Origin of the sequence: Cellulomonas cellasea (assembly GCF_030372105.1) — a bacterium.
GTDB lineage: Bacteria > Actinomycetota > Actinomycetes > Actinomycetales > Cellulomonadaceae > Cellulomonas_A > Cellulomonas_A cellasea_A.
Genome location: NZ_JAUDBQ010000019.1, coordinates 1 through 21,341, shown reverse-complemented (window position 1 = coordinate 21,341; position 21,341 = coordinate 1). Strand labels below are relative to the sequence as shown.

16 protein-coding genes are annotated in these 21,341 nt (G+C 72.1%); 9 read left to right on the top strand and 7 right to left on the bottom strand.

Annotated elements, in window-relative coordinates:
* Nucleotides 1–70 precede the first annotated feature (70 nt).
* The 3 genes from QUV83_RS15745 to QUV83_RS15735 all read left to right on the top strand — a co-directional run bounded on the left by QUV83_RS15745 (nt 71) and on the right by QUV83_RS15735 (nt 6,645).
* Nucleotides 71–1,123 carry an Abi family protein gene (locus QUV83_RS15745; protein WP_289565873.1) on the top strand — a complete coding sequence of 351 codons (1,053 nt, stop codon included), beginning with the start codon at nt 71–73 and terminating at the stop codon, nt 1,121–1,123.
* 213 nt (nt 1,124–1,336) lie between these two features.
* Nucleotides 1,337–3,919 (top strand): ATP-dependent Clp protease ATP-binding subunit, encoded by a 2,583-nt coding sequence (locus QUV83_RS15740; RefSeq protein ID WP_289565872.1) that lies wholly within the window; start codon nt 1,337–1,339, stop codon nt 3,917–3,919.
* Between the two features lie 260 nt (nt 3,920–4,179).
* Nucleotides 4,180–6,645, top strand: a complete 2,466-nt coding sequence (locus QUV83_RS15735; protein ID WP_289565871.1) for a glycosyl hydrolase family 95 catalytic domain-containing protein — start codon at nt 4,180–4,182, stop codon at nt 6,643–6,645.
* Nucleotides 6,646–6,659: 14 nt separating this feature from the next.
* Here the strand turns inward: QUV83_RS15735 and QUV83_RS15730 are convergent, their stop codons facing one another.
* Nucleotides 6,660–7,364: a FadR/GntR family transcriptional regulator gene (locus QUV83_RS15730; protein WP_289565870.1), complete on the bottom strand. Its 705-nt coding sequence runs from the start codon at nt 7,362–7,364 to the stop codon at nt 6,660–6,662.
* 43 nt (nt 7,365–7,407) lie between these two features.
* Nucleotides 7,408–8,946: an alpha-N-arabinofuranosidase gene (locus QUV83_RS15725; RefSeq protein WP_289565869.1), complete on the bottom strand. Its 1,539-nt coding sequence runs from the start codon at nt 8,944–8,946 to the stop codon at nt 7,408–7,410.
* Between the two features lie 150 nt (nt 8,947–9,096).
* Between QUV83_RS15725 and QUV83_RS15720 the strand changes: the two genes are divergently transcribed.
* Nucleotides 9,097–10,509, top strand: a complete 1,413-nt coding sequence (locus QUV83_RS15720) for a Gfo/Idh/MocA family protein (protein WP_289565868.1) — start codon at nt 9,097–9,099, stop codon at nt 10,507–10,509.
* On the opposite strand, the gene QUV83_RS15715 is transcribed toward QUV83_RS15720, so the two are convergent.
* The gene (locus QUV83_RS15715) at nt 10,506–11,246 is read right to left on the bottom strand and encodes an alpha/beta fold hydrolase (protein WP_289565867.1); all 741 of its coding nucleotides are present in this window, start codon (nt 11,244–11,246) and stop codon (nt 10,506–10,508) included. The genes QUV83_RS15720 and QUV83_RS15715 overlap by 4 nt on opposite strands.
* Before the next feature lie 114 nt (nt 11,247–11,360).
* Here QUV83_RS15715 and QUV83_RS15710 point away from each other — a divergent pair, with 114 nt between their 5' ends.
* Entirely contained in the window at nt 11,361–12,332 is a 972-nt protein-coding gene (locus QUV83_RS15710; protein ID WP_289565866.1) for a helix-turn-helix transcriptional regulator, read from the top strand.
* A gap of 15 nt (nt 12,333–12,347) precedes the next feature.
* Here QUV83_RS15710 and QUV83_RS15705 read toward each other — a convergent pair whose 3' ends face one another.
* Nucleotides 12,348–13,802, bottom strand: coding sequence for a sugar porter family MFS transporter (locus QUV83_RS15705; RefSeq protein WP_289565865.1), 1,455 nt, complete (start codon nt 13,800–13,802; stop codon nt 12,348–12,350).
* An 84-nt stretch (nt 13,803–13,886) separates the two neighbouring features.
* Here QUV83_RS15705 and QUV83_RS15700 point away from each other — a divergent pair, with 84 nt between their 5' ends.
* The 3 genes from QUV83_RS15700 to QUV83_RS15690 all read left to right on the top strand — a co-directional run bounded on the left by QUV83_RS15700 (nt 13,887) and on the right by QUV83_RS15690 (nt 16,409).
* Nucleotides 13,887–14,534 (top strand): hypothetical protein, encoded by a 648-nt coding sequence (locus tag QUV83_RS15700; protein ID WP_289565864.1) that lies wholly within the window; start codon nt 13,887–13,889, stop codon nt 14,532–14,534.
* Nucleotides 14,535–14,780: 246 nt separating this feature from the next.
* On the top strand, nt 14,781–15,401 hold the full coding sequence (locus tag QUV83_RS15695) for a DUF47 domain-containing protein (RefSeq protein WP_289565863.1): 621 nt from the start codon (nt 14,781–14,783) through the stop codon (nt 15,399–15,401).
* A 6-nt stretch (nt 15,402–15,407) separates the two neighbouring features.
* Nucleotides 15,408–16,409 (top strand): inorganic phosphate transporter, encoded by a 1,002-nt coding sequence (locus tag QUV83_RS15690; RefSeq protein ID WP_289565862.1) that lies wholly within the window; start codon nt 15,408–15,410, stop codon nt 16,407–16,409.
* A 37-nt stretch (nt 16,410–16,446) separates the two neighbouring features.
* Here QUV83_RS15690 and QUV83_RS15685 read toward each other — a convergent pair whose 3' ends face one another.
* The 3 genes from QUV83_RS15685 to mshD are packed head-to-tail and all read right to left on the bottom strand — an operon-like array spanning nt 16,447 to nt 20,796.
* Complete coding sequence (locus QUV83_RS15685; RefSeq protein WP_289565861.1) at nt 16,447–17,421, bottom strand: NUDIX hydrolase; 975 nt, start codon at nt 17,419–17,421, stop codon at nt 16,447–16,449.
* Nucleotides 17,418–19,829 (bottom strand): RNA degradosome polyphosphate kinase, encoded by a 2,412-nt coding sequence (locus QUV83_RS15680; RefSeq protein ID WP_289565860.1) that lies wholly within the window; start codon nt 19,827–19,829, stop codon nt 17,418–17,420. Before QUV83_RS15680 ends, QUV83_RS15685 begins: the two co-directional genes overlap by 4 nt.
* A gap of 4 nt (nt 19,830–19,833) precedes the next feature.
* Nucleotides 19,834–20,796: a mycothiol synthase gene (gene mshD, locus QUV83_RS15675; protein WP_289565859.1), complete on the bottom strand. Its 963-nt coding sequence runs from the start codon at nt 20,794–20,796 to the stop codon at nt 19,834–19,836.
* 153 nt (nt 20,797–20,949) lie between these two features.
* On the opposite strand from mshD, the gene QUV83_RS17700 reads away from it, so the two are divergent.
* Nucleotides 20,950–21,341: hypothetical protein (locus QUV83_RS17700; protein ID WP_436231936.1), on the top strand; the 392-nt coding region annotated here is incomplete at its 3' end.

The following is a 21,341-nucleotide window of genomic DNA, read 5'->3' as shown; positions in this document are numbered from 1 at the left end:
TTAGCCTCGCAGCATCATGATCAGCCCGTCGCCTTAGGCGGCGGGCTGATTTTCGTTCCGCTGGAGGGTCATGGGCGAGTACACCAAGGAGTGGCTCTCTCTCGACCAACAGGTTGCGAGGCTTGAAGACCGCGGGGTCGACGTGGATCCCAGGGAACACACGAAGGCTCTCCTGAGCGCGATCGGCTACTACCGACTCACGGGGTACCTCTACCCGCTCCGCAGTTCGGAGCAGCAGGTGGGCGAGGACGGCAGGTTGCGAACGCGAGTCGTGAGCGGCTACCGGCCCGGAGCGTCCATCGACCACATTGCACAGGTGATCGACTTTGATCGGGACTTGCGGATGCTGGTGATGGAAGGCGTCGAGCGAATCGAGGTCGCCCTGCGCATGCGGGTCGGTTACGTGCTCGGACGGCGTTCTGCCTTCGCGCACCTCGACGCCGAGGTCTTCCTCCCCAAGTTCGTCGAACACCAGGTAGACCCGGCGACCGGTTGGCGGACACTGCCGAGCAAGCACGCCGCGTGGCTGCAGCGCGTCGGTGAGCGTCGGGAGGGTTCTGACGAGACCTTCGTCAGGCATTTCCGGGAGACGTACGGCGGACAGATGCCCATCTGGGCGCTCACCGAGATCCTCGAGCTCGGTCACCTCTCCCGCCTCTACAGGGGCCTCAACGACGATGACGCGGGGGAGATCGCTCAAGCGTTCGGGGTCCCGACGAAGAGGCTGATGGCGAGTTGGCTCGCGAGCGTGAACTACGTGCGCAACGTTGCCGCGCACCGCGCTCGCCTGTACAACCGGAAGCTGCAGCACGCGCCGGGTCGACCGAAGGTGGGAGTCGTGCCACTACTCGATCACCTGCGCGAGAGCGACTCGCCCAAGAGCGTCTTCGGCGTGTACAACGCGCTGGCGGTGATCGCTTACCTGCTGAGATCGATCGACGCTGACATCGAATGGCGCCGCCGTCTTGCCTCACTGCTCGAGGCATTCCCGTCGTCATCCGACCTCGACATCGGGTCACTGGGTGCACCGCGGCAATGGGCTGGGCTCGACCTATGGCGGGCGCAACGGCGTGATGGCGTAAACGCGTTGCTCCTGTCAGATGCGCGACAGAGCGCCAACTGAGACCCCGGGGTGGCGGGCTCCGACTGGTTGCTGACGCTGCGCCCGGCGTGTGCCGATCTCATCGGACGCCGCGACAGGGCCTGGCGTCACGCCTGCGGCGAACACGGGCAGGTTGGGCGGGGCGCCGCCGTTAGCATCGAACAACGCCGCCTTGTCGGGCCCGTGGGCCTGCCCCGGGTAACCGACCAAGCACGTCGCTCGTGAGGAGTGCACATGTTCGAGAGATTCACGGACCGAGCCCGTCGCGTGGTCGTCCTCGCCCAAGAAGAGGCGCGGATGCTCAACCACAACTACATCGGCACCGAGCACATCCTCCTGGGTTTGATCCACGAGGGTGAGGGTGTCGCGGCCAAGGCCCTGGAGTCCCTCGGCATCTCCCTGGACGCCGTGCGCGCCCAGGTCCAGGAGATCATCGGCGAGGGCCAGCAGGCGCCGAGCGGCCACATCCCGTTCACGCCGCGGGCCAAGAAGGTGCTGGAGCTGAGCCTGCGCGAGGCGCTGCAGCTCGGCCACAACTACATCGGCACCGAGCACATCCTGCTCGGCCTCATCCGTGAGGGTGAGGGTGTCGCCGCCCAGGTGCTGAACAAGCTGGGCGCCGACCTGAACCGCGTGCGCCAGCAGGTCATCCAGCTGCTGTCGGGCTACCAGGGCAAGGAACCGGTCGCCTCGGGCGGCCCCGCCGAGGGCCAGCCCTCGGGCTCTGCCGTGCTCGACCAGTTCGGCCGGAACCTCACGCAGGCTGCGCGCGACGGCAAGCTCGACCCGGTGATCGGGCGCGAGAAGGAGATCGAGCGGGTCATGCAGGTGCTGTCCCGCCGCACCAAGAACAACCCGGTGCTGATCGGCGAGCCGGGCGTCGGCAAGACGGCCGTCGTCGAGGGCCTCGCGCAGGACATCGTGCGCGGTGACGTCCCGGAGACGCTGAAGGACAAGCAGCTGTACACGCTGGACCTCGGCGCGCTCGTCGCGGGCAGCCGGTACCGCGGTGACTTCGAGGAGCGCCTGAAGAAGGTCCTCAAGGAGATCCGCACGCGCGGCGACATCATCCTGTTCATCGACGAGATCCACACCCTCGTCGGGGCGGGCGCCGCGGAGGGCGCGATCGACGCGGCCAGCATCCTGAAGCCGATGCTGGCGCGTGGCGAGCTGCAGACCATCGGCGCGACCACGCTCGACGAGTACCGCAAGTACGTCGAGAAGGACCCGGCCCTGGAGCGCCGCTTCCAGCCGATCCAGGTCGCCGAGCCGAACCTGCAGCACGCGATCGAGATCCTCAAGGGCCTGCGCGACCGCTACGAGGCGCACCACCGCGTGTCCATCACCGATGGCGCCCTGGTGGCCGCCGCGACCCTCGCGGACCGCTACGTCAACGACCGGTTCCTGCCGGACAAGGCCATCGACCTGGTCGACGAGGCGGGCGCGCGCCTGCGCATCCGCCGTATGACGGCTCCGCCGGAGCTGCGCGACCTCGACGAGCAGATCGCCGAGACGCGCCGCGACAAGGAGTCCGCGATCGACGAGCAGGACTTCGAGAAGGCCGCTCGCCTGCGTGACGCCGAGAAGCAGCTCGGGCTCAAGCGCATCGAGAAGGAGAAGGCCTGGAAGTCGGGCGACCTCGATGCGGTGGCCGAGGTGGACGAGGAGCTGATCGCCGAGGTGCTGGCGATCGCGACCGGCATTCCGGTGTTCAAGCTGACCGAGGCCGAGTCCAGCCGCCTGCTCAAGATGGAGGACGAGCTGCACAAGCGGGTCGTCGGCCAGGAGGCGGCCATCAAGGCGCTGTCCCAGGCGATCCGTCGCACGCGCGCCGGGCTCAAGGACCCGAAGCGCCCCGGTGGCTCGTTCATCTTCGCGGGGCCCACGGGCGTCGGGAAGACGGAGCTCGCCAAGGCGCTCGCCGAGTTCCTGTTCGGGGACGAGGACGCGCTGATCCAGCTCGACATGTCGGAGTTCTCGGAGAAGCACACCGTCTCGCGGCTGTTCGGCTCGCCCCCCGGCTACGTCGGGTACGACGAGGGCGGCCAGCTGACCGAGAAGGTGCGGCGCAAGCCGTTCTCCGTGGTGCTGTTCGACGAGGTCGAGAAGGCCCACGCGGACATCTTCAACTCGCTGCTGCAGATCCTCGAGGACGGTCGCCTGACCGACTCGCAGGGCCGCGTCGTCGACTTCAAGAACACCGTGATCATCATGACCACGAACCTCGGCACGCGGGACATCGCCAAGGGCCTGCAGACCGGCTTCCAGGCCGGTGGCGACCTGTCGACGTCCTACGACCGGATGAAGGCGAAGGTCAACGACGAGCTGAAGCAGCACTTCCGCCCGGAGTTCCTGAACCGTGTGGACGACGTCGTGGTGTTCCCGCAGCTGTCCCAGCCGGAGATCTTCGCGATCGTCGACCTGATGATCGCCAAGCTCGACGCGCGCATGAAGGACAAGGACATGTCGATCGAGATCACCCCGGCGGCCAAGAAGCTGCTGTCGGAGAAGGGTTACGACCCGGTGCTCGGCGCCCGTCCGCTGCGTCGCGCCATCCAGCGCGACATCGAGGACCAGCTCTCCGAGAAGATCCTCTTCGGGGAGATCACGTCCGGCCAGAAGGTCATCGTGGACGCCGAGGGCGAGGGCATCCTCGGGGAGTTCACCTTCAAGGGCGTGCCGAACGACTCGGCCTCGAAGGAGCCCGCTCACGTGGGCGCCGTCGGGACGCCGGGCTCCGGCACGGACCTCCCGCCGGCCCCGCCGGTGACCGGCTCGGCTGACGCCGGGACGGGCCCGCTGCCCAAGCAGGCCTGAGCCTCACAGCACGACCACTCGACCCGGGACCGCATGTCGGTCCCGGGTCGAGTCGCGTCTGGGGACGTGGCGCCCGCTGAATCGCGGAGAATCGCGCGCCGTTCGGCAGGACGCCCGGCCCGCCACCTGCGAAGATCGGACTTTTCGGCGGGAAAGCTGCTCGCTGTCGACAGCTCGACGGGGAACGGCGCCGGTGGCCGCCGGCGCCGCGCGGTGAGGCGGGCCGTCTGCGCGGTCCGAGCGAGGGGGACCAAGTGCGCTTGCACGACGACCGACCTGCCGACCTGTGGACTGACGCGTTGCCGCTGGGCAACGGGCGCCTGGGCGCGATGTGCTTCGGCGGGGTCCGCCGCGACCGGTTCCAGGTCAACGACGACACCTGCTGGTCGGGCTCGCCGGCCACGGCCTCCGGGCGGCCGCTGCTGGCGCCCGGGGAGGGCCCGGAGGTGGTGCGGGCCGCCCGGGAGGCGCTCGCGGAGGGCGATGTGCGCCGCGCCGAGCAGTTGGCGCAGCGGCTGCAGCATGGGCACACGCAGGCGTACCAGCCGCTGGTGGACCTGGTGGTGGAGCAGCCGGGCCGCGCGGAGGACGAGGTCCCGCCCGGGTACCGGCGCTGGCTGGACCTGGGCGAGGCGGTGGCCGGCCACCGGTTCGGCGAGGTGGGGGAGCGGACTGAGCAGCAGGCGTTCGTCAGCGCGCCCGCCGGGGTGCTGGTGGTGCACCGCACGTCCGAGGTGCCCGTCGACCTGCTGGTCCGCGTCACGTCCCCGCACCCCGTGGTCCTCGCCCCCGGCGACGTGGACCTGTGGGCGGGCACCGTGCGGATGCCCTCCCACGTGTACCCGCCGCATGAGGACGCCGCGGAGCCGGTCGCCTACGACGACGACCCGGGCGCCTCGATCACGGCTGCCGTGGTGATGCGCGTGGTCACCGACGGCGCCCTGCGGGTGCGCGACGACGGGCTGACGGTGCACGGAGCCCGCGAGGTGACGGTGCTGCTCACGTCGGTGAGCGACTACGCGGGGGCGATGCGGCCGCCGCACGGCGACATCGGCAAGCTGCTGCGGCGCGCGCGGGGCACTGTGGCGGCGGCTGCGGAGCAGTCGGTGGAGCGGCTGCGCGCCGACCACGTCGCCGACCATGCTGCGCTCTTCGACCGGGTCGCCTTGGACCTCGGCGGCAACCCCGGCCATGACGCCCTGACCACTGACTCGCGGGTGGCGCGCCATGCGGTGATGGGCGGCGACCCGGCGCTGGCGGCGATGTTGTTCCAGTACGGGCGCTACCTGATGATCGCGGGCTCCCGCCCGGGCACGATGCCGATGACGCTGCAGGGCATCTGGAACGAGGACGTCCGCCCGGCGTGGAGCTCGGCGTACACCACCAACATCAACCTGGAGATGGCGTACTGGCCCGCGGGGCCCGCCAACCTGGCCGAGTGCGCCGAGCCGCTGCTGGGCTGGCTGCCCGGCGTGGCGGCGTCGGGGGCCGCCACCGCTCGCGAGCTGTACGGGGCCCGCGGGTGGACCGCGCACCACAACTCCGACGCCTGGGCGTTCACGCTGCCCGCCGGCGAGGGGGACGGCGACCCGTCGTGGACCGCGTGGCCGCTGGGCGGCGCCTGGCTCGCGCAGCACGTGTGGGAGCACTTCGAGTTCACCGGCGACACGGCGGCCCTCGGGCGCGCGTGGCCGCTGCTGCACGGCGCCGCGCGGTTCTGCCTGGACTGGCTCGTCGAGCAGCCCGACGGCTCCCTGGGCACCTCGCCCGCGACCAGCCCGGAGAACCACTTCGTGGCGGACGACGGGGCGCCGGCGGCGGTGTCGACGTCCACGACCTCCGACTTGGCGCTGGTGCGCGGCGTGCTCGAGTGCACGCTGGCCTCACTCGACGCACTGGAGGATTGCGTCGAGCACATCGACCCGGACACCGACCAACCCGTCGACGTCGACGCGTGGCGGGCGGAGGTCGGCGCGGCGTTGCGCCGGCTGCCGGGGGAGCGGGCCATGCCCGACGGCCGCCTGGCCGAGTGGTCGCAGGACCTGGTCGACGCGGAGCCCGAGCATCGCCACACCTCGCACCTGATCGGGGTGTTCCCCGGCGGCTGGGTGCACCCGGACACCACGCCGGACCTCGCCAAGGCCGCGGCGGCGACCCTTGACGCCCGCGGGCCCCGCTCCACCGGCTGGGCCCTGGCCTGGCGGCTCGCGCTGCGCGCCCGGCTGCATGACGGCGCCGGCGCGGAGGAGCTGGTGCACGCGCTGCTGGCGCCCGCCGGGGACGGCGCGGGGGTCTACCGGAACCTGTTCAGCGCCCATCCGCCGTTCCAGGTCGACGGCAACCTCGGCTTCACCGCGGGGGTCGTCGAGATGCTGGTGCAGGGCCACCGGGTGGTCGACGGCGTGCGGGAGGTGCATCTGCTGCCGGCGCTGCCGCCCGGCTGGCGGGACGGCTCGGTGCGCGGCCTGCGGGTGCGCGGCGGGATCACTGTGGACATGACATGGGCCGAGGGGGAGCTGGTGCAGGCGACCCTGACGGCGGACGCCGAGCCGGATGCGCGGGAGGAGGACGAGGCTTTCGACGCTGACGTCCCGGCCGACGACCTCGACGACGCGATGCCCGTCGTGGTGCGGTGCGGGTCGCTGCGGACGGCGCTGGGCCTGCGACCCGGCGAGCCCGCGGTGGTCACCCTGGCCACGGTCGGCGACATCCTGGCCGCGAGGTAGCGCGCCGGGCCCGGTCAGTCGGGCTCGGAGCCGTGCACGAAGTCCTCGACGCCGAGCAGGTGCACGGCCATCCGCAGCCGGGCCCGGTCCGGGTCGCCTGCGGCCAGCGCGGCGAGCACGGCCTCATGCTCGTCATGGGTCCGCCGGGCCACGTCCTCATCGGTCCGGCTGCGCCACAGCCGCGCCCGCACGGTGCGGCTCGCGAGCGACTCCACCAGCGCGGCCAGCACGGGGTTGCCCGCGGCGGTGGCGATGGCCCGGTGGAACGCGATGTCCATCTCCAGGAGCCGCTCATGGTCGAGCGGATCCTCCCGCAGCGCGGCGGCGGCCGAGTCGAGGATCGCCCGGGCCTCCGCGAGCCCCGCGGCGTCGATGTGCTGGGCCGCCAGACCTGCGGCCTCGGTCTCCAGCAGCCGCCGCACGGCGTGGAAGGACTCCGCGCCGCTCTGCCCGTGCAGGTCGACGACGAAGCCCATCGGGGCGAGCAGCCGCTCGGGGTCCAGGCTCGTCACGTACGTGCCGTCGCCCTGCCGGGTGTCGAGCACCCCCAGGATCGACAGCGCGCGCACCCCCTCCCGCAGTGACCCGCGGGAGACGCCCAGCTCCGTGGCGAGGTCCTTCTCCACGGGGAGCCGGTCACCGGGGTGCAGCCGGCCGTCGAGGATCATCTTCTTGATGCCGTCGACGACCTCGTCGGTGCGGGACATGGGACGGGACATAGGCACGAGTGTGCCTCAGCCGGGGCCCCGAGCGGCGGGACGGTCAGCTCCTCCGGGCGGTCCCGTGGAACGCCGTCCACGACTCCGGCGCGAGGGTGAGCGTCGTGCTGCCACCCTCGCCGCCCGCGGGGGCGGGCACGGTGGACAGGCAGCGCTCCGCGACGCGGGCCGCGTGCTCGGGGCCCGCGACGGCCGGCTCGTGGTCGGCCACGAGCTGGACGCCACCGGTGAGGTCGACGGTGAGCCCGACGTGCGCGAGGTCCACCTCGACCGGCTCGGCGGAGCGGTTGACCAGGAACAGCGCCAGGGCGCCGTCACCGTCCGCGCCCTCGTCCCAGGTGGCGGCGGCGGTCACGAGGGGCGCCTCGCCGTGCTGGCGGGTCGTGGTGGTGGGGGAGGTGACGCGCAGGTCCAGCGCGGCGCCGCGCGCGATCCGGGCGGTCTCGGCGAAGGGGTGGAAGGTGGGCTGGCGCCAGGACTCGCCGCCGGGCTCCGTCATGATCGGGGCGATGACGTTGACGAGCTGGGCGAGGCACGCGACGGGCACCCGGTCGGCGTGGTTGAGCAGGGTGACCAGCAGGTCCCCGACCACCACGGCGTCGAGTCCGGAGTAGACGTCCTCGATGATGCGCGGGGCGTCGCGCTGCAGTGGCAGGTTCTTCTCCCCGGGGAACCGCGTGGCCAGGTACCAGACGTTCCACTCGTCGAAGGAGAGGGTGATCTCCTTGTCGGAGCGGCGCTCGGCGCCGACGGCGTCGGCGGAGGCCACGACCCGGCGGATGAAGCGGTCCATCGCGGTGCCGGAGGCGAGGAAGCTGGCGCGGTCGCCGTCGAGCTCCTCGTAGTACGCGTGCATGGAGAGGTGGTCGACGATGTCGTACGTGTGCTCCAGGACTGTCCGCTCCCAGGAGCCGAACGTGTCCATCTGCATCGAGGAGGACCCGCACACCACGAGCTCGATGCTCGGGTCGACGAGCTTCATGGCCTTCCCGGCCTCGGCGGCGAGCCGGCCGTACGTCTCGGCGTCCTTGTGGCCGATCTGCCACGGGCCGTCCATCTCGTTGCCCAGGCACCACAGCCGCACGCCGTAGGGCTTCTCGCGGCCGTTGGCGATGCGCAGGTCGGCCCAGCGGCTGCCCGCCTCGCCGTTGCAGTACTCGACGAGGGCCGCTGCGGCGGCGACGCCGCGGGTGCCGAGGTTGACGGCCATCATCGGCTCGATGCCCTCGCGCTCGGCCCACTGCAGGAACTCGTCGGTGCCGATGTCGTTGGGCTCGATGGTGCGCCAGGCGAGGTCGATGAACGGCTTGCGCTCGGCGCGGGGGCCGACGCCGTCCTCCCAGTTGTAGTTGGAGACGAAGTTGCCGCCGGGGTAGCGCACCACGCTGACGCCGAGCTCGCGGGTGAGGTCGGCGACGTCGCGGCGGAAGCCGTGCTCGTCGGCGGTGGCGTGGCCGGGCTCGTAGATCCCGGTGTAGACGGCCCGGCCGAGGTGCTCGACGAAGGATCCGAACAGGCGGCGGTCGATCTCGCCGACCTGGAAGTCGGGGTGGAGCACGACCTGGGCGCGCGGGTGGGGCATCAGCTTCTCCTGAGGTGCGTGTCGGCGTCCTCGCCGACTGTTCATCGTTGTAGATCCTAGAGCGCGACGCTGGGGCGGACTAGTCTGGCGCTACGGAACGCGCTTTCCCACGAGTCGGCGCCGTCGCGCCGAGAGAACGCTGAGGACATCATGACGTCGACGTCGCCCGCGCCAGCCCCTCTTGCCACAGTCACCGACACCGGACCCGACACGGTGTCCGACACCGACTCTGCGGCTGCGCCCGGCGGCCGCCGCCGCCACGCCGTCGTCGGCGCGGGCCACCGCTCCCAGATGTACATCGACGCGATCGTCGGCGAGCACGCCGAGGTCGCCGAGCTCGTGGCCTGGTGCGAGCCCAACCCCGCCCGCGCCGCCTACTACGACGCGCACGTGGGAGCCCAGCTGCCCCGCTACCAGCCCGACGCGCTCGAGCAGATGATCGCGGAGCAGCAGGTGGAGCGGGTCGTCGTCGCCACCCCCGACCACACCCACGCCGACGTGGTCTCCCGCGCGCTCGACGCCGGCGCCGACGTCGTGCTCGAGAAGCCGCTCACCATCGACGCCGCGGGCTGCCGGCGCATCTCCGACGCCGTCGCGCGCACCGGCCGCGACGTCGTGATGACCTTCAACTACCGCTACTCGCCGCGGAACTCCGCGCTGCGCGAGGTCATCGCCACCGGCGTCATCGGCGACGTCACGAGCGTGCACTTCGAATGGGCCCTCGACACCGTGCACGGCGCCGACTACTTCCGCCGCTGGCACCGCGACAAGTCGAAGTCGGGCGGCCTGCTGGTGCACAAGTCCAGCCACCACTTCGACCTGGTGAACTGGTGGCTCGACGACGTCCCCACCCGGGTGTTCGCCTCCGGGGGGCTGCGCTTCTACGGCGACGAGAACGCCCGCGCCCGGTCGCTCGGCCCCCGGCCCACGCGCGGAACCGGCGCCGTGGGCGACCCGTTCGCGCTGGACCTGCGCGCCGACTCCCGGTTGGCGGCGCTCTACCTCGACGCCGAGGAGCACGACGGCTACCTGCGCGACCAGGACGTCTTCGGCCCCGGCATCACCATCGAGGACAACATGTCGGTGCTCGTCGACTACCAGCGCGGCGCCACCCTCACGTACTCGCTCAACGCGCACAGCCCGTGGGAGGGGTACCGCGTGACGGTCAACGGCACGGCCGGGCGCGCCGAGCTCGAGGTCGTCGAGCGCGGCGCCGTGCAGCCCGACGCTGACGGCAACGCCGTGCTCGACCCGAGCGCCACGCCGGACCGGGTGGACGAGGGCCCCCGCCCGCATGGCGAGCGGCTGCTGGTGCAGCGCCACTGGGCGCAGGCCTATGAGCACCCGATCCCGCGCGGGCGCGGCAGCCACGGCGGCGGGGACGCGATCCTGCTCGCGGACGTGTTCCGCGGCGCGCAGGACGACCCGCTGGGCCGTGCGGCGGGCTACCTCGACGGGGTGCGCGCCGCCGCCGTGGGCATCGCCGGCAACCAGTCGATGGCCAGCGGGCTGCCCGTGCTGCTCGCCGACCTCGACCTGGGCGTCGACCTCGGCGGCGCCTAGCCGCTGACGGACTCCAGCACCGCGGCGAGCTCCACCGGTCGGCTGATCATCGGCCAGTGCCAGGTCGGAAGCTCGACGTACGTCCAGTCGCCGTCGACCATGTGCGCGAACACCGGCGTCTGTGGCGCCATCTGCCGCAGTTGCTCCAGGCTGAAGCTGCACAGCACGCCCGTCCGGGGCAGCCGCTCCCAGGCGCCGGTGAGCGCGACCGGCTGGGTGGCGGTCAGCCAGGGCTGCGGCTGCGAGCCCTCGACGAGCGCGGCGACGGCGGCGTCGTCGACCTCGGGCGCCTGGGCGGCGAGCGCTGCCCAGGGCGGCGGCGGGAGCTTCCAGCCCTGGCCCTGCGTCATGACCAGGTCCTCGTTGGCCGCGCGCGCGTCGGGCCCCTCGAAGTCGGCCTGTGCCATGCCGTCCGGCAGGGGCCCTGAGTCGATGTAGACCAGGCGCGCCACGCGATCGGGCATGCGGTCCGCCACACCTGTCGTCACCAGGGCGCCGTAGCTGTGGCCGACGAGCACGACGTCGTGCAGGTCCTGCTGCTCGAGCAGGTGCGCCACGTCGTCGATGTGGGTGGTCAGGTCGGTCTCGGGGGAGCCGAGGTGGGCGCGCTCGCCCATGCCTGGGAGGTCGACGGCGTGCACGACGTGGCCGCGCTCACGCAGGGAGTCTGCGACGGCACGCCAAGCCCAGCCTCCGAGCCAGAAGCCGGGGACGAGGACGTAGGTGGTGGTGTTCATGGAGGCAACGCTAGGGTGGTTTGCGGACAGGTTCCGCCCGGTATGCGGGGCCTGCCTGACACGAGTTTCCGAGCAGTTCTCCTAGCAGTGTTCCTAGCAGTTCCGAGGAGGGCCGTGACCCGCCCGACCGCTCGCGTGCTCGCCATGTTGGAGCTGCTCCAGACGGGCGGCCAGCGCACCGTCGGCGATCTCGCCGCTCGGGTGGGAGTCGACGAGCGCACGGTCCGGCGCTATGCCGAGCACCTCGCCGACCTCGGCATCCCCGTCCAGGCGCAGCGGGGCAGATACGGCGGGTACCGGCTCGCACCGGGCTACAAGCTGCCGCCGCTGATGCTCACCGACGACGAGGCCGTCGCAGTCGTCCTGGGCCTCAGGGCCGCGGAACGCGCGGGGCTGGCCACCACCGACCATGCGGCGGCGGCGAGCGCGCTGGCCAAGGTGTCGCGGGTGCTGCCGCGGGCCCTGGGCCAACGGCTCGAGAACCTGCTGTCGACCGCACAGTTCACGACCCCGCCGCTCCCCGCCGCTCCCGCCGGCGCCGACACGCTGCTTGGCCTCGCCTCGGCAGCCCAAGCGCGGCGCACCGTCCTGATCGAGTACACCGCATGGGATGGGCGGGACTCGCAGCGTGAGGTCGACGTCTACGGCTTGGTCTTCCACTCCGGCCGGTGGTACGCCACCGGACACGACCACGCCCGACACGACGTGCGGACCTTCCGCCTGGACCGCATCGCCTCAGTCACACAGGGCGAGGGCTCCTACGACGTGCCCGCCGACTTCGACGCCCGGACGCAGGTCGTCTCGGGCATCGGGGCGGTCAGGTGGTCGCATGAGGTCTCCGTCGTGTTGCGGACCACCCTCGCCGACGCGGGCGCGCGCCTGCCCCGGAGCGTGGGACGGCTGAGCGAGCACGTCGACGGTGTGCTCCTCGAGGCGCGCGCGGAGAACCTCGACGGCATGGCCCGCATGCTGGCCGGGCTCGGCTGGGACTTCGAGGTGATCGCCCCGGACGCCCTGCGTGACGAGGTCCTCGCCCTGTCCGACCGCCTCCGAGTGAGCGCGGCGCGTGGCGCCGGGGCCCGCTGACTCCGGGCGCGGGCGTCAGGCCGAGCGGGGTTTGCGCTGCCGGGTCTTGCCCTGCATGTCCTCGAGCTCGACGCCCTTGGTCTCCGGCACCTTCCACAGCACGAAGAAGAACGACAGCGCCGCGAACACCGCGTACATCAGGTACGGGCCGGTGGCGCCGAACGCGGCGAGCATCGGAGGGAAGGACACGGTGATGAGGAAGTTGGCGATCCACTGGCACGCCGCCGCGACCCCCAGCGCCACCGCGCGGATGCGGTTCGGGAACATCTCCCCGAGCAGCACCCACACCAGCGGCCCCCAGGACGCCCCGAAGAAGACGACGAACAGGTTGGCCGCGACGAGGGCGATCGGCCCCCAGGCGCCGGGCAGCGTCACATCGTCCGAGGGCCCGACGGATTGCGTGAAGGCCAGCGCCATCACGCCGAGCATCGCCGTCATGCCCAAGGACCCGGTGAGCAGGATGGGGCGGCGGCCCACCTTGTCGATCAGCGCGATGGCGATGAACGTGACCACCACGTTGGTGACGGACGTGAAGACGGAGACGATGAACGAGTCCGACTCGTCGAAGCCGACGGCCTGCCACAGCGTCGTGGAGTAGTAGAAGATCACGTTGATGCCGACGAACTGCTGGAACACCGACAGCAGGATGCCGACCCACACGATGGGCAGCAGGCCCAGCGTGGGCCCGCGCAACGACGCCTGGTCGGCGAGGGCCTTGTCGGTCTCGATCGTCTTCTCGATGTCGCGCACGCGCGCACGCGGGTCCTCATCCGGGCCGAGCACCCGGGACAGCACCTTCACGGCCTCGTCGGGCCGCCCCTCGGCCACCAGGTAGCGCGGCGACTCGGGGATCCGCATCGCCAGCACCCCGTACACCGTGGCGGGGATGACGGCCACGATGAACATCCACCGCCACGCGGCCAGGCCGAACAGGCTCGGCTCGTTGGCGCCGCCCGACAGGTTCGCGAACAGCGCGTCCGAGAGCAGGGCGGCGAAGATGCCGAGCGTGATCGCGAGCTGCTGCAGCGACCCGAGCCGGCCGCGCATGGCCGCCGGCGCGATCTCGGCGATATACGCCGGGGCGATCACCGACGCGATGCCGATGCCGATGCCGCCCACGATCCGCCAGAAGATCAGGTCCCACACCGCGAAGGCGAAGCCCGAGCCCAGTGAGGACACGAAGAACAAGATCGCGCCCAGCAGCATGACCCGCGGGCGGCCCCAGCGGTCGGCGAGCCGGCCTCCCGCCCATGCGCCGAATGCGCATCCCAGGAGTGCGACCGCCACCGCGAAGCCCGTCAGCGTGGCGTTGAGCTCGAAGGTGTCCTCGATCGCGTCGACCGCGCCGTTGATGACCGAGCTGTCGAACCCGAACAGGAACCCACCGACTGCGGCGGCGACCGCCAGCGCGACGGCCTTGTTGTGATCCGGATGACGTTCCTGTGCTGAGCCTGCTGCGGACTGCGCCATGGTTCGCCTCCAGTGCCTGTGACCAACCGGAAGGGCGCCCACCACGGTGTGCGCACCGACTTCGGCCTCGTTGACAATGTAACGATGAGCACCTCAGACGGCGCGGCGAGACGTCCACGACGACCGGCCCGGCTCGACCAGCAGCAGGCGGAGAGCCTGCCCGGCGGCATCGACCCGGCGGTCCGATCCGAGGTCGCGCACACCACCGCTGGCGCGATCGTGCGGCATGGGCGCACCGGCGCCGACGACCCCGAGCTGGTCGAGCGGCTGGTGCGGCTCGTCGAGGCGGAGGGCCTGGACGTGGTGGCCGCGATGTGGGCGGACAGCCCGTCCGGCACGCTGCCCGGCGCCCTGTGGCGGCTGTACGTGCTGCGCGAATGGGTGCGCCGCGACCCGGGCACGGTCGCGGAGCGGTACCGGCTGGGCCTCGCGGCGGCGCCCGTGCATGACGCGGTGGCGGGGGTGGCCAGCCCGCCGGGGCCCGACGAGGTGCGCGACGTGGCCGACGCCGTCCTCTCCGGGGTCTACACAGGCGACTTGGCCGTGGCGCTGGAGCGCGGCGCGGCGTTCTGCCGAGTGCTCGCCACCGGGGCCGCCTTCGACGCGGACTACCTGGAGACGAGTGACGACCGGGCCGCGCATCAACTCACCCGCGGGGCGTCCTCGCTGGTCAGAACGGCTGAGGAACTCGAAGAGGCCGCAGCGCTGTGGCGGGTGGAGAAGCTCGACTGAGCGTTGCGGAGCCCTCAGGCGCCGGGCGTATGATTTTTCCGACGTCGGATCGCGGTAGCCCCGGGCTCCACACAATGCCGCTTCGAGCGGCCTTCGCGCCGACAGGCGCTCTGCGGTCCGGCGTCGCCTCGAATTCCCCGTCCAGTCCCCCCGAACACATGCGTGCCAGACACACCAGGGTTGCGCGCCCCCCGCGCTTCTGCCCTAGCCTGTGCCCGACCTGCATCCCCCCCATCGGAGCCTGCCGTGCGCCTGCGCCTGACCCCGCGCGATACCTCGTTCTTCGACCTCTTGGCCGCCTCAGCAGCTCATCTCGTGACGGGCGCCAACCTGCTCGCCGAGTTGCTCGGCGCTGAACGTCCCGCCCGGAAGGCGATCGCCAAGCAGTTGGTCGAGGTGGAGCACCTCGCCGACGACGCGACGCACACGATCATGCGTCGCCTCAACCAGACCTTCGTCACCCCGTTCGACCGGGATGACATCTACGGCCTCGCCTCGGCGCTGGACGACTGCATGGACTTCATGGAGGAGGCCGCCGACCTCATCGTGCTCTACAAGCTCGAGGAGCTCCCGGCGCGCGTCTCGGACCAGGTCCAGGTGCTGCAGCGGGCCGCCGAGCTGACTGCCGACGCGATGCCGCGGCTGCGCTCGATGGAGGACCTCGCCGACTACTGGGTCGAGGTCAACCGCCTGGAGAACCAGGCCGACAAGACCCACCGCAAGCTCCTCGCGCAGCTCTTCGACGAGATCACCGACCCCATCCTGCTGATGAAGCTCAAGGAGGTCGTGGAGAAGCTCGAGGACGCCGCTGACGCGTTCGAGAAGGTGGCGAACACCGTCGAGACCATCGCCCTCAAGGAGTCCTGAGCTCCGGTGGAACTCGCACTTGTCATCCTTGTCGTCGCGCTCGCACTCGGCTTCGACTACACGAACGGCTTCCACGACGCGGCCAACGCCATCGCGACCTCGGTCTCGACGCGTGCGCTGACCCCGCGGGCCGCGCTCATCATGGCCGCGGTGATGAACTTCGCCGGCGCGCTGCTCGGCACGGAGGTCGCCGAGACGATCGCCACGTCGATCGTCGACCTGCAGCACGCCTCCTCGCACACCGCCCTCGTGGTGGTGCTGTGCGCCCTCGTCGGCGCGATCACGTGGAACCTCATCACATGGTGGTTCGGCCTGCCCTCGTCCTCCACGCACGCCCTGATCGGCGGCCTCGTCGGCGCCGGCCTCGCCGGTGGCCTGGGCATCTACGGCAGCGCGATCGTCGACAAGGTCGTCCTGCCGATGATCATCTCGCCGCTCGTCGGCTTCGGCCTCGCGTTCTTCGTGATGGTCGGGCTGCTGTGGCTCATCCGCAACGCGGCGCCGTCGCGCACCACTCGCAGGTTCCGCCTCGCGCAGACCGCCTCGGCGGCCGCCATGGCGCTGGGCCACGGCCTGCAGGACGCGCAGAAGACGATGGGCGTGATCTTCCTCGCGCTGCTCACCGTCGGCTGGGCGAGCCCCGGCGAGATCCCCCTGTGGGTCAAGCTGGCGGCCGCCGCGGCGATCTCCGCGGGGACCTACGCCGGCGGGTGGCGCATCATGCGCACGCTGGGACGCAAGATCATCGAGCTGGACCCCGCGCGCGGCTTCGTCGCCGAGTCGGTCTCCGCTGTGGTGCTCTACGTCAACGCGTTCGTCCTGCGCGCGCCGGTGTCGACCACGCACACGATCACCTCGGCGATCATGGGCGTCGGCGCCACCAAGCGGCTGTCGGCGGTGCGCTGGGGCGTCGCGAAGAACATCGGCCTCGCCTGGCTGCTGACCATCCCGGCGGCGGCGCTCGTCGCAGCCATCTTCTTCTGGATGCTGAACCCGCTGCTCTCCTGAGCGCCCGCACGTCGAACGCCCACCTGCCCGCGAGCCGTCAGTCGGCCGCGGGCAGGTGTCGTTCTGCCGCGACCACGCGCGGCCCCTTCTCGGTGAGCGCGACATGCGCGACGAGCGCCTCGCCGGGGGCGAGGAACGGGTCGGCCGCGGGGAGCTTGTCGGCGACCTTGCGGCGGGCGTGGGCGCCCAGCACGTCGAGGATCGTCGGCAGCACTGGCCGGTGGGTGCACAGCACGGCGTCCGTGCGGCCCGTCAGCAGGTCCTCCACCTCGGCGGCGACCTGGCCGGGGGAGCTCTGATGCGACGCCTCGGTGAGGCGCTCGGAGACGATGGCGCCGCCAGCCGTCGCCGCCAGATACGGCGCCACGGTGTGCTCGCATCGGGCCCAACGGCTCGTGACGACCTGCGTGACGCCGAAGGCGGAGAGCACCGGGACCAGGGCCTGGGCCTGCCGCCGGCCGAGCGGGGTGAGGGGCCGGTCTGCCTCGTCGCCCGCCCACGCGGCCCGGCTGACGGCCTTGCCATGCCGGGCGACGATGACCGCCCGAGTGTCGAGGCATCCCCGGTTGAACGCGTCGACGAGCTCGGCCAGCGGCTTCTGGTCGTCGGAGCGCGTGAGCTTGCGTTGCGCCGTCTCCACGTCCATCCAGCGCACCGCGTCGATCTCGGTGGTCGACGCGCGCGGCACCGGCGGCCGGGCGAGCAGCGCGGGGGCGTCCGGACGCCCGGCGACCTGCGCGGCCCAGTAGTGCGCGTGCTTGCGGCGCCCGTCGGCCAGCGCGTACCGCACCGTGGGCAGTCGCATGCCCAGCACCACGTCGTGGCCGGTCTCCTCGGCGACCTCCCGGATCGCCGCGGCGGCCAGCCCCTCGCCGGGCTCGAGCTTGCCCTTGGGCCACGACCAGTCCTTGTACCGGGGCCGGTGCACCAGCGCCACCTGCAGGGATCCCTGTCGCACGCGCCACACGAGCGCGCCGGCCGCCTGGACCGTCGGCTGTCGCGCAGGGCTCACCGGGCGGCCCCGTGCCGCCGCTGACGGCGGATGAGCGAGGCCTGCAGGTCGCGCAGCGGGGTCCCGTCGGGCGCTGTGGCGTGCCGCGTCCACGAGCCGTCGGCGGCCAGGTGCCAACTCGAGGTTCCCGGGTCCACTGACTCGTCGATCAGCCCCACCAGCTCGGCGGTCTCCTCCGGGTCCGTGATGCGCACCAGCGCCTCGACGCGGCGGTCCAGGTTGCGGTGCATCAAGTCGGCGGAGCCGATGAACACCTCAGGCCCCGGGTCCGCCGGCTGGCCGGCGCCGGTGGGCACCCCGTCGCTGGCGGCGAACGCGAAGATGCGCGAGTGCTCGAGGAACCGGCCCAGGATCGAGCGCACCTGGATGGTGTCGCTCAGGCCCGGCACCCCGGGCCGCAGCGCGCAGATGCCGCGCACCACCAGGTCGATGGGCGTCCCGGCCTGCGAGGCCCGGTACAGCGCGTCGATCACCGCCTCGTCGACCATCGAGTTGACCTTGATCTTGATCCACGCCGGGCGGCCCTCCCGGGCGGCCTGCGCCTCGCGCTCGATGCGCTCGACAAGCCCGGTGCGCACCGAGCGCGGCGCCACGAGCAGGCGGTGGAACCGGGACTTCGGCGCGTAGCCCGAGAGCTGGTTGAACAGGCGCGTCAGGTCCTGGCCGACATCCGGGTCGCAGGTCAGCAGGCCCAGGTCGGTGTAGATGCGGGCCGTCTTCGGGTTGTAGTTGCCGGTGCCGATGTGGCAGTAGCGGCGCAGCCCGTCAGCCTCCTGCCGGACGACGAGGGACAGCTTGCAGTGCGTCTTGAGGCCCACGATCCCGTAGACGACGTGCACGCCCGCCTGCTCGAGCTTGCGCGCCCACGAGATGTTGGCCTGCTCGTCGAAGCGGGCCTTGATCTCCACCAGGGCCAGCACCTGCTTGCCGGCCTCGGCCGCGTCGATCAGGGCGTCGACGATCGGGGAGTCGCCGGACGTGCGGTACAGGGTCTGCTTGATGGCCAGCACCTGCGGGTCCGCGGCCGCCTGCTGCAGGAACGTCTGCACCGACGTGGAGAACGAGTCGTACGGGTGGTGCAGCAGGATGTCCCGCTCGCGGATGGCCGCGAACACGTCGGTGGGTGTCGCGCTCTCCACCTCGGCGAGGTGGCGGTGCGTCGACGGCACGAAGTGCGGGTACTGCAGGTCCGGCCGGTCCAGGTCCGCGATGAGGTTGAGGCCCGTGTGGTCCAGCGGCGCGGGGACCTGGTACACCTCCTCCTCGACGACGCCGAGCTCGCGGACCAGCAGCTGGCGGATGCGCGGGCTGATGCCATCGGCGAGCTCCAAGCGCACCGGCGGGCCGAACCGTCGCCGCAGCAGCTCCTTCTCCATCGCCTGGAGCAGGTTCTCCGCGTCGTCCTCCTCAACCTCCACGTCCTCGTTGCGGGTCACCCGGAACGTGTGGTGCTCCACGATGTCCATGCCCGGGAAGAGCTGGTCGAGGTGCTGGGAGATGACGTCCTCCACCGGCACGAAGGACGTCGGGCCCGTCTCCAAGGTCCCGGCCTGCGTGCTGGGGGCGCTCGGGCGGCCGCGCGCGTCCACGGCGATGTACCGCGGCAGCAGCGGCGGCACCTTCACCCGTGCGAAGTGCTCCTTGCCCGTCGTCGGGTTCGTCACCACGACCGCCAAGTTCAGCGACAGCCCGGAGATGTACGGGAACGGGTGGGCCGGGTCCACGGCCAGCGGGGTCAGCACCGGGAAGATCTGGCGCCGGAAGAACTTGCGCAGCCGATCCTGCTCCCCGTCGCCCAAGTCGTCCCACCGCACGATGGTGATGCCCTCCGCGGCGAGCGCCGGCTGCACCTCGTCGGCGAAGACCCGGGCGTGCCGGGCGACCAGCTCATGGGCGCGCACGCTGATGGCCTCGAGCACCTGGCGCGGGCTCAGCCCCGACGCGGCCGTCACCGCCAGCCCCGTCGCGATGCGCCGCTTCAACCCGGCCACCCGCACCATGAAGAACTCGTCCAGGTTCGAGGAGAAGATCGCCAGATAGCGCACCCGCTCCAACAGCGGCTGGCTCGGGTCCTCGGCGAGCTCGAGCACCCGTTGGTTGAACGCCAGCCAGCTCAGCTCCCGGTCGAGGAACCGGCCCTCGGGCAGTGGGGCGTCGGCGCCGGCGGGGCGCTTCTCGGAGTCGTCCTCGGCGATGTGCTCGGCGATGTGCGCGGCCAGCTCGGGCGGCAGCGCCCGCACCGGGCGGGCGGGCGCGTCCGCATCGTCGGGCAGGCCCTCCTCCGGGTCTGGGGCGGCGTGCACGGCCGACGGCCCCTCGGGGGCCACCAGGGCGATCGCGTCGGCGCCGGGCGTGCGCGCGTCGCGGTCGGCGCTCCGGTCGGGCGTCGGTGCTGTGTCGTCGCTCATACGTTCATCGTGTCACTGGTCGCGCGCTGAGGGCAGGCGTCCCGTACATCACGTCCACGGCCGAACGTGTGAAACCGGCCCGTGCGTACGTGCGGATCGCGGGCTCGTTGTCACCCTCGGTGTAGAGCTCCACGGCGCCCAGGCCCCGCTCGCGCAACGCCGCCACGGCCAGCCGGGTCAGCGCCCCGCCGAGGCCCAGCCCCTGGGCGTCGGGGTCGATGCCCAGCGCGTAGACCTCGCCGACGCCCGGCTCCGCGACCTTCGTCCACATCGAGCCCAGCAGGCGGCCGTCACGCTCGGCGAGCCAGAAGCCCTCCGGGTCGAACCACGGCTCCGCCTCGCGGGCCAGCAGGTCGGCGCGGGTCAGGCGCCCCTGCTCGGGGTGGTCGGCGAACGCGCGCGCGTTGAGCGCCACCCAGGCGTCCTCGTCCTTGCCGGGGACGAACGTGCGGACGGTGACGCCGTCGGGCATCTGCGGCGGCTGCGGCGAGGACGCCGCGCCTGGCTCCGGGTCCGCGGTGCGCAGGTCGAGCCGCATCTGCCACAGCTCGCGCACCGGGGCCATCCCCGCAGCCCGCGCGAGGGCCTGGGCCGGCGGCAGGTCGCCATGCGCCCAGACGCGCAGGCCTCCGGCCGACTCGGCCAGGGCGTGCGCCTGGCCGAGCAGCCCCCGCCCGATGCCCCGCCGGCGGACGGCGGGATCCACCACCAGCTCCGCGGACGCCGCCCCCGGCGCGCCCAGGTCGAGCTGTGCGTACCCGACGAGCGCGCCGCCCGGAGCCTCGGGCCCGCCGGGCCGCTCGACGAGCAGATGCGCGACCGGGGCGGCGGGGTCGGCGAGCCACAGCAGCGGCTGCTCGGACAGCGGGGCCACCCCGTCGGCGTCGTGGGCCCGGGCCGCCAGCGCCCGCACGGCCTCGGCCACTGAGTTGTCGAGTGCGCCCCGGACGGCGCGGATGTCCACCATCGAGCCATCCCATCACAGGCCAGTCGCAGCCCGCCCCGGACGCGACAGGGCCCGCGGCGCGGTGGAGCACCCGGGGGGTGGGGCTCCATCGTGCGCGCGGGCCCTGTCACGGTGAACGCCACGCTGCTGCGGGGCGCTCGGTCAGGCCGGCGTGTGGATCAGGCGGCCGGCTCAGGCGGCGGTCAGCTCGCGGTGCAGCCGACTGCCACGGCGCCGGTGGGGGCGTTGCCCGATCCGATGAACCCGTACGTGACCGTCGCGCTCGGGTTGAGCAGGCCGTTCCACGCGGCGTTCTTCACGGTGGTGACGCCGCCCGAGGTGCTGGCCTCGCCGTTCCACGCCTGCGCCACGCTCGTGCCCGAGGGCAGTGTGAAGGAGGTGGACCAGCTGCTCAGCAGAGTGGACCCGGCCTTCACCGTGACGGAGCCCTGGAACCCGCCGGGCCAGGAGTTCTGCACGGCGAAGGTCGCGGTGCAGGTCTTGCCCGTCGGCGGCGGGGTCGTGGGGGGCGCTGTGGTGGGAGGCGGTGTGGCTGGCTCCTATAC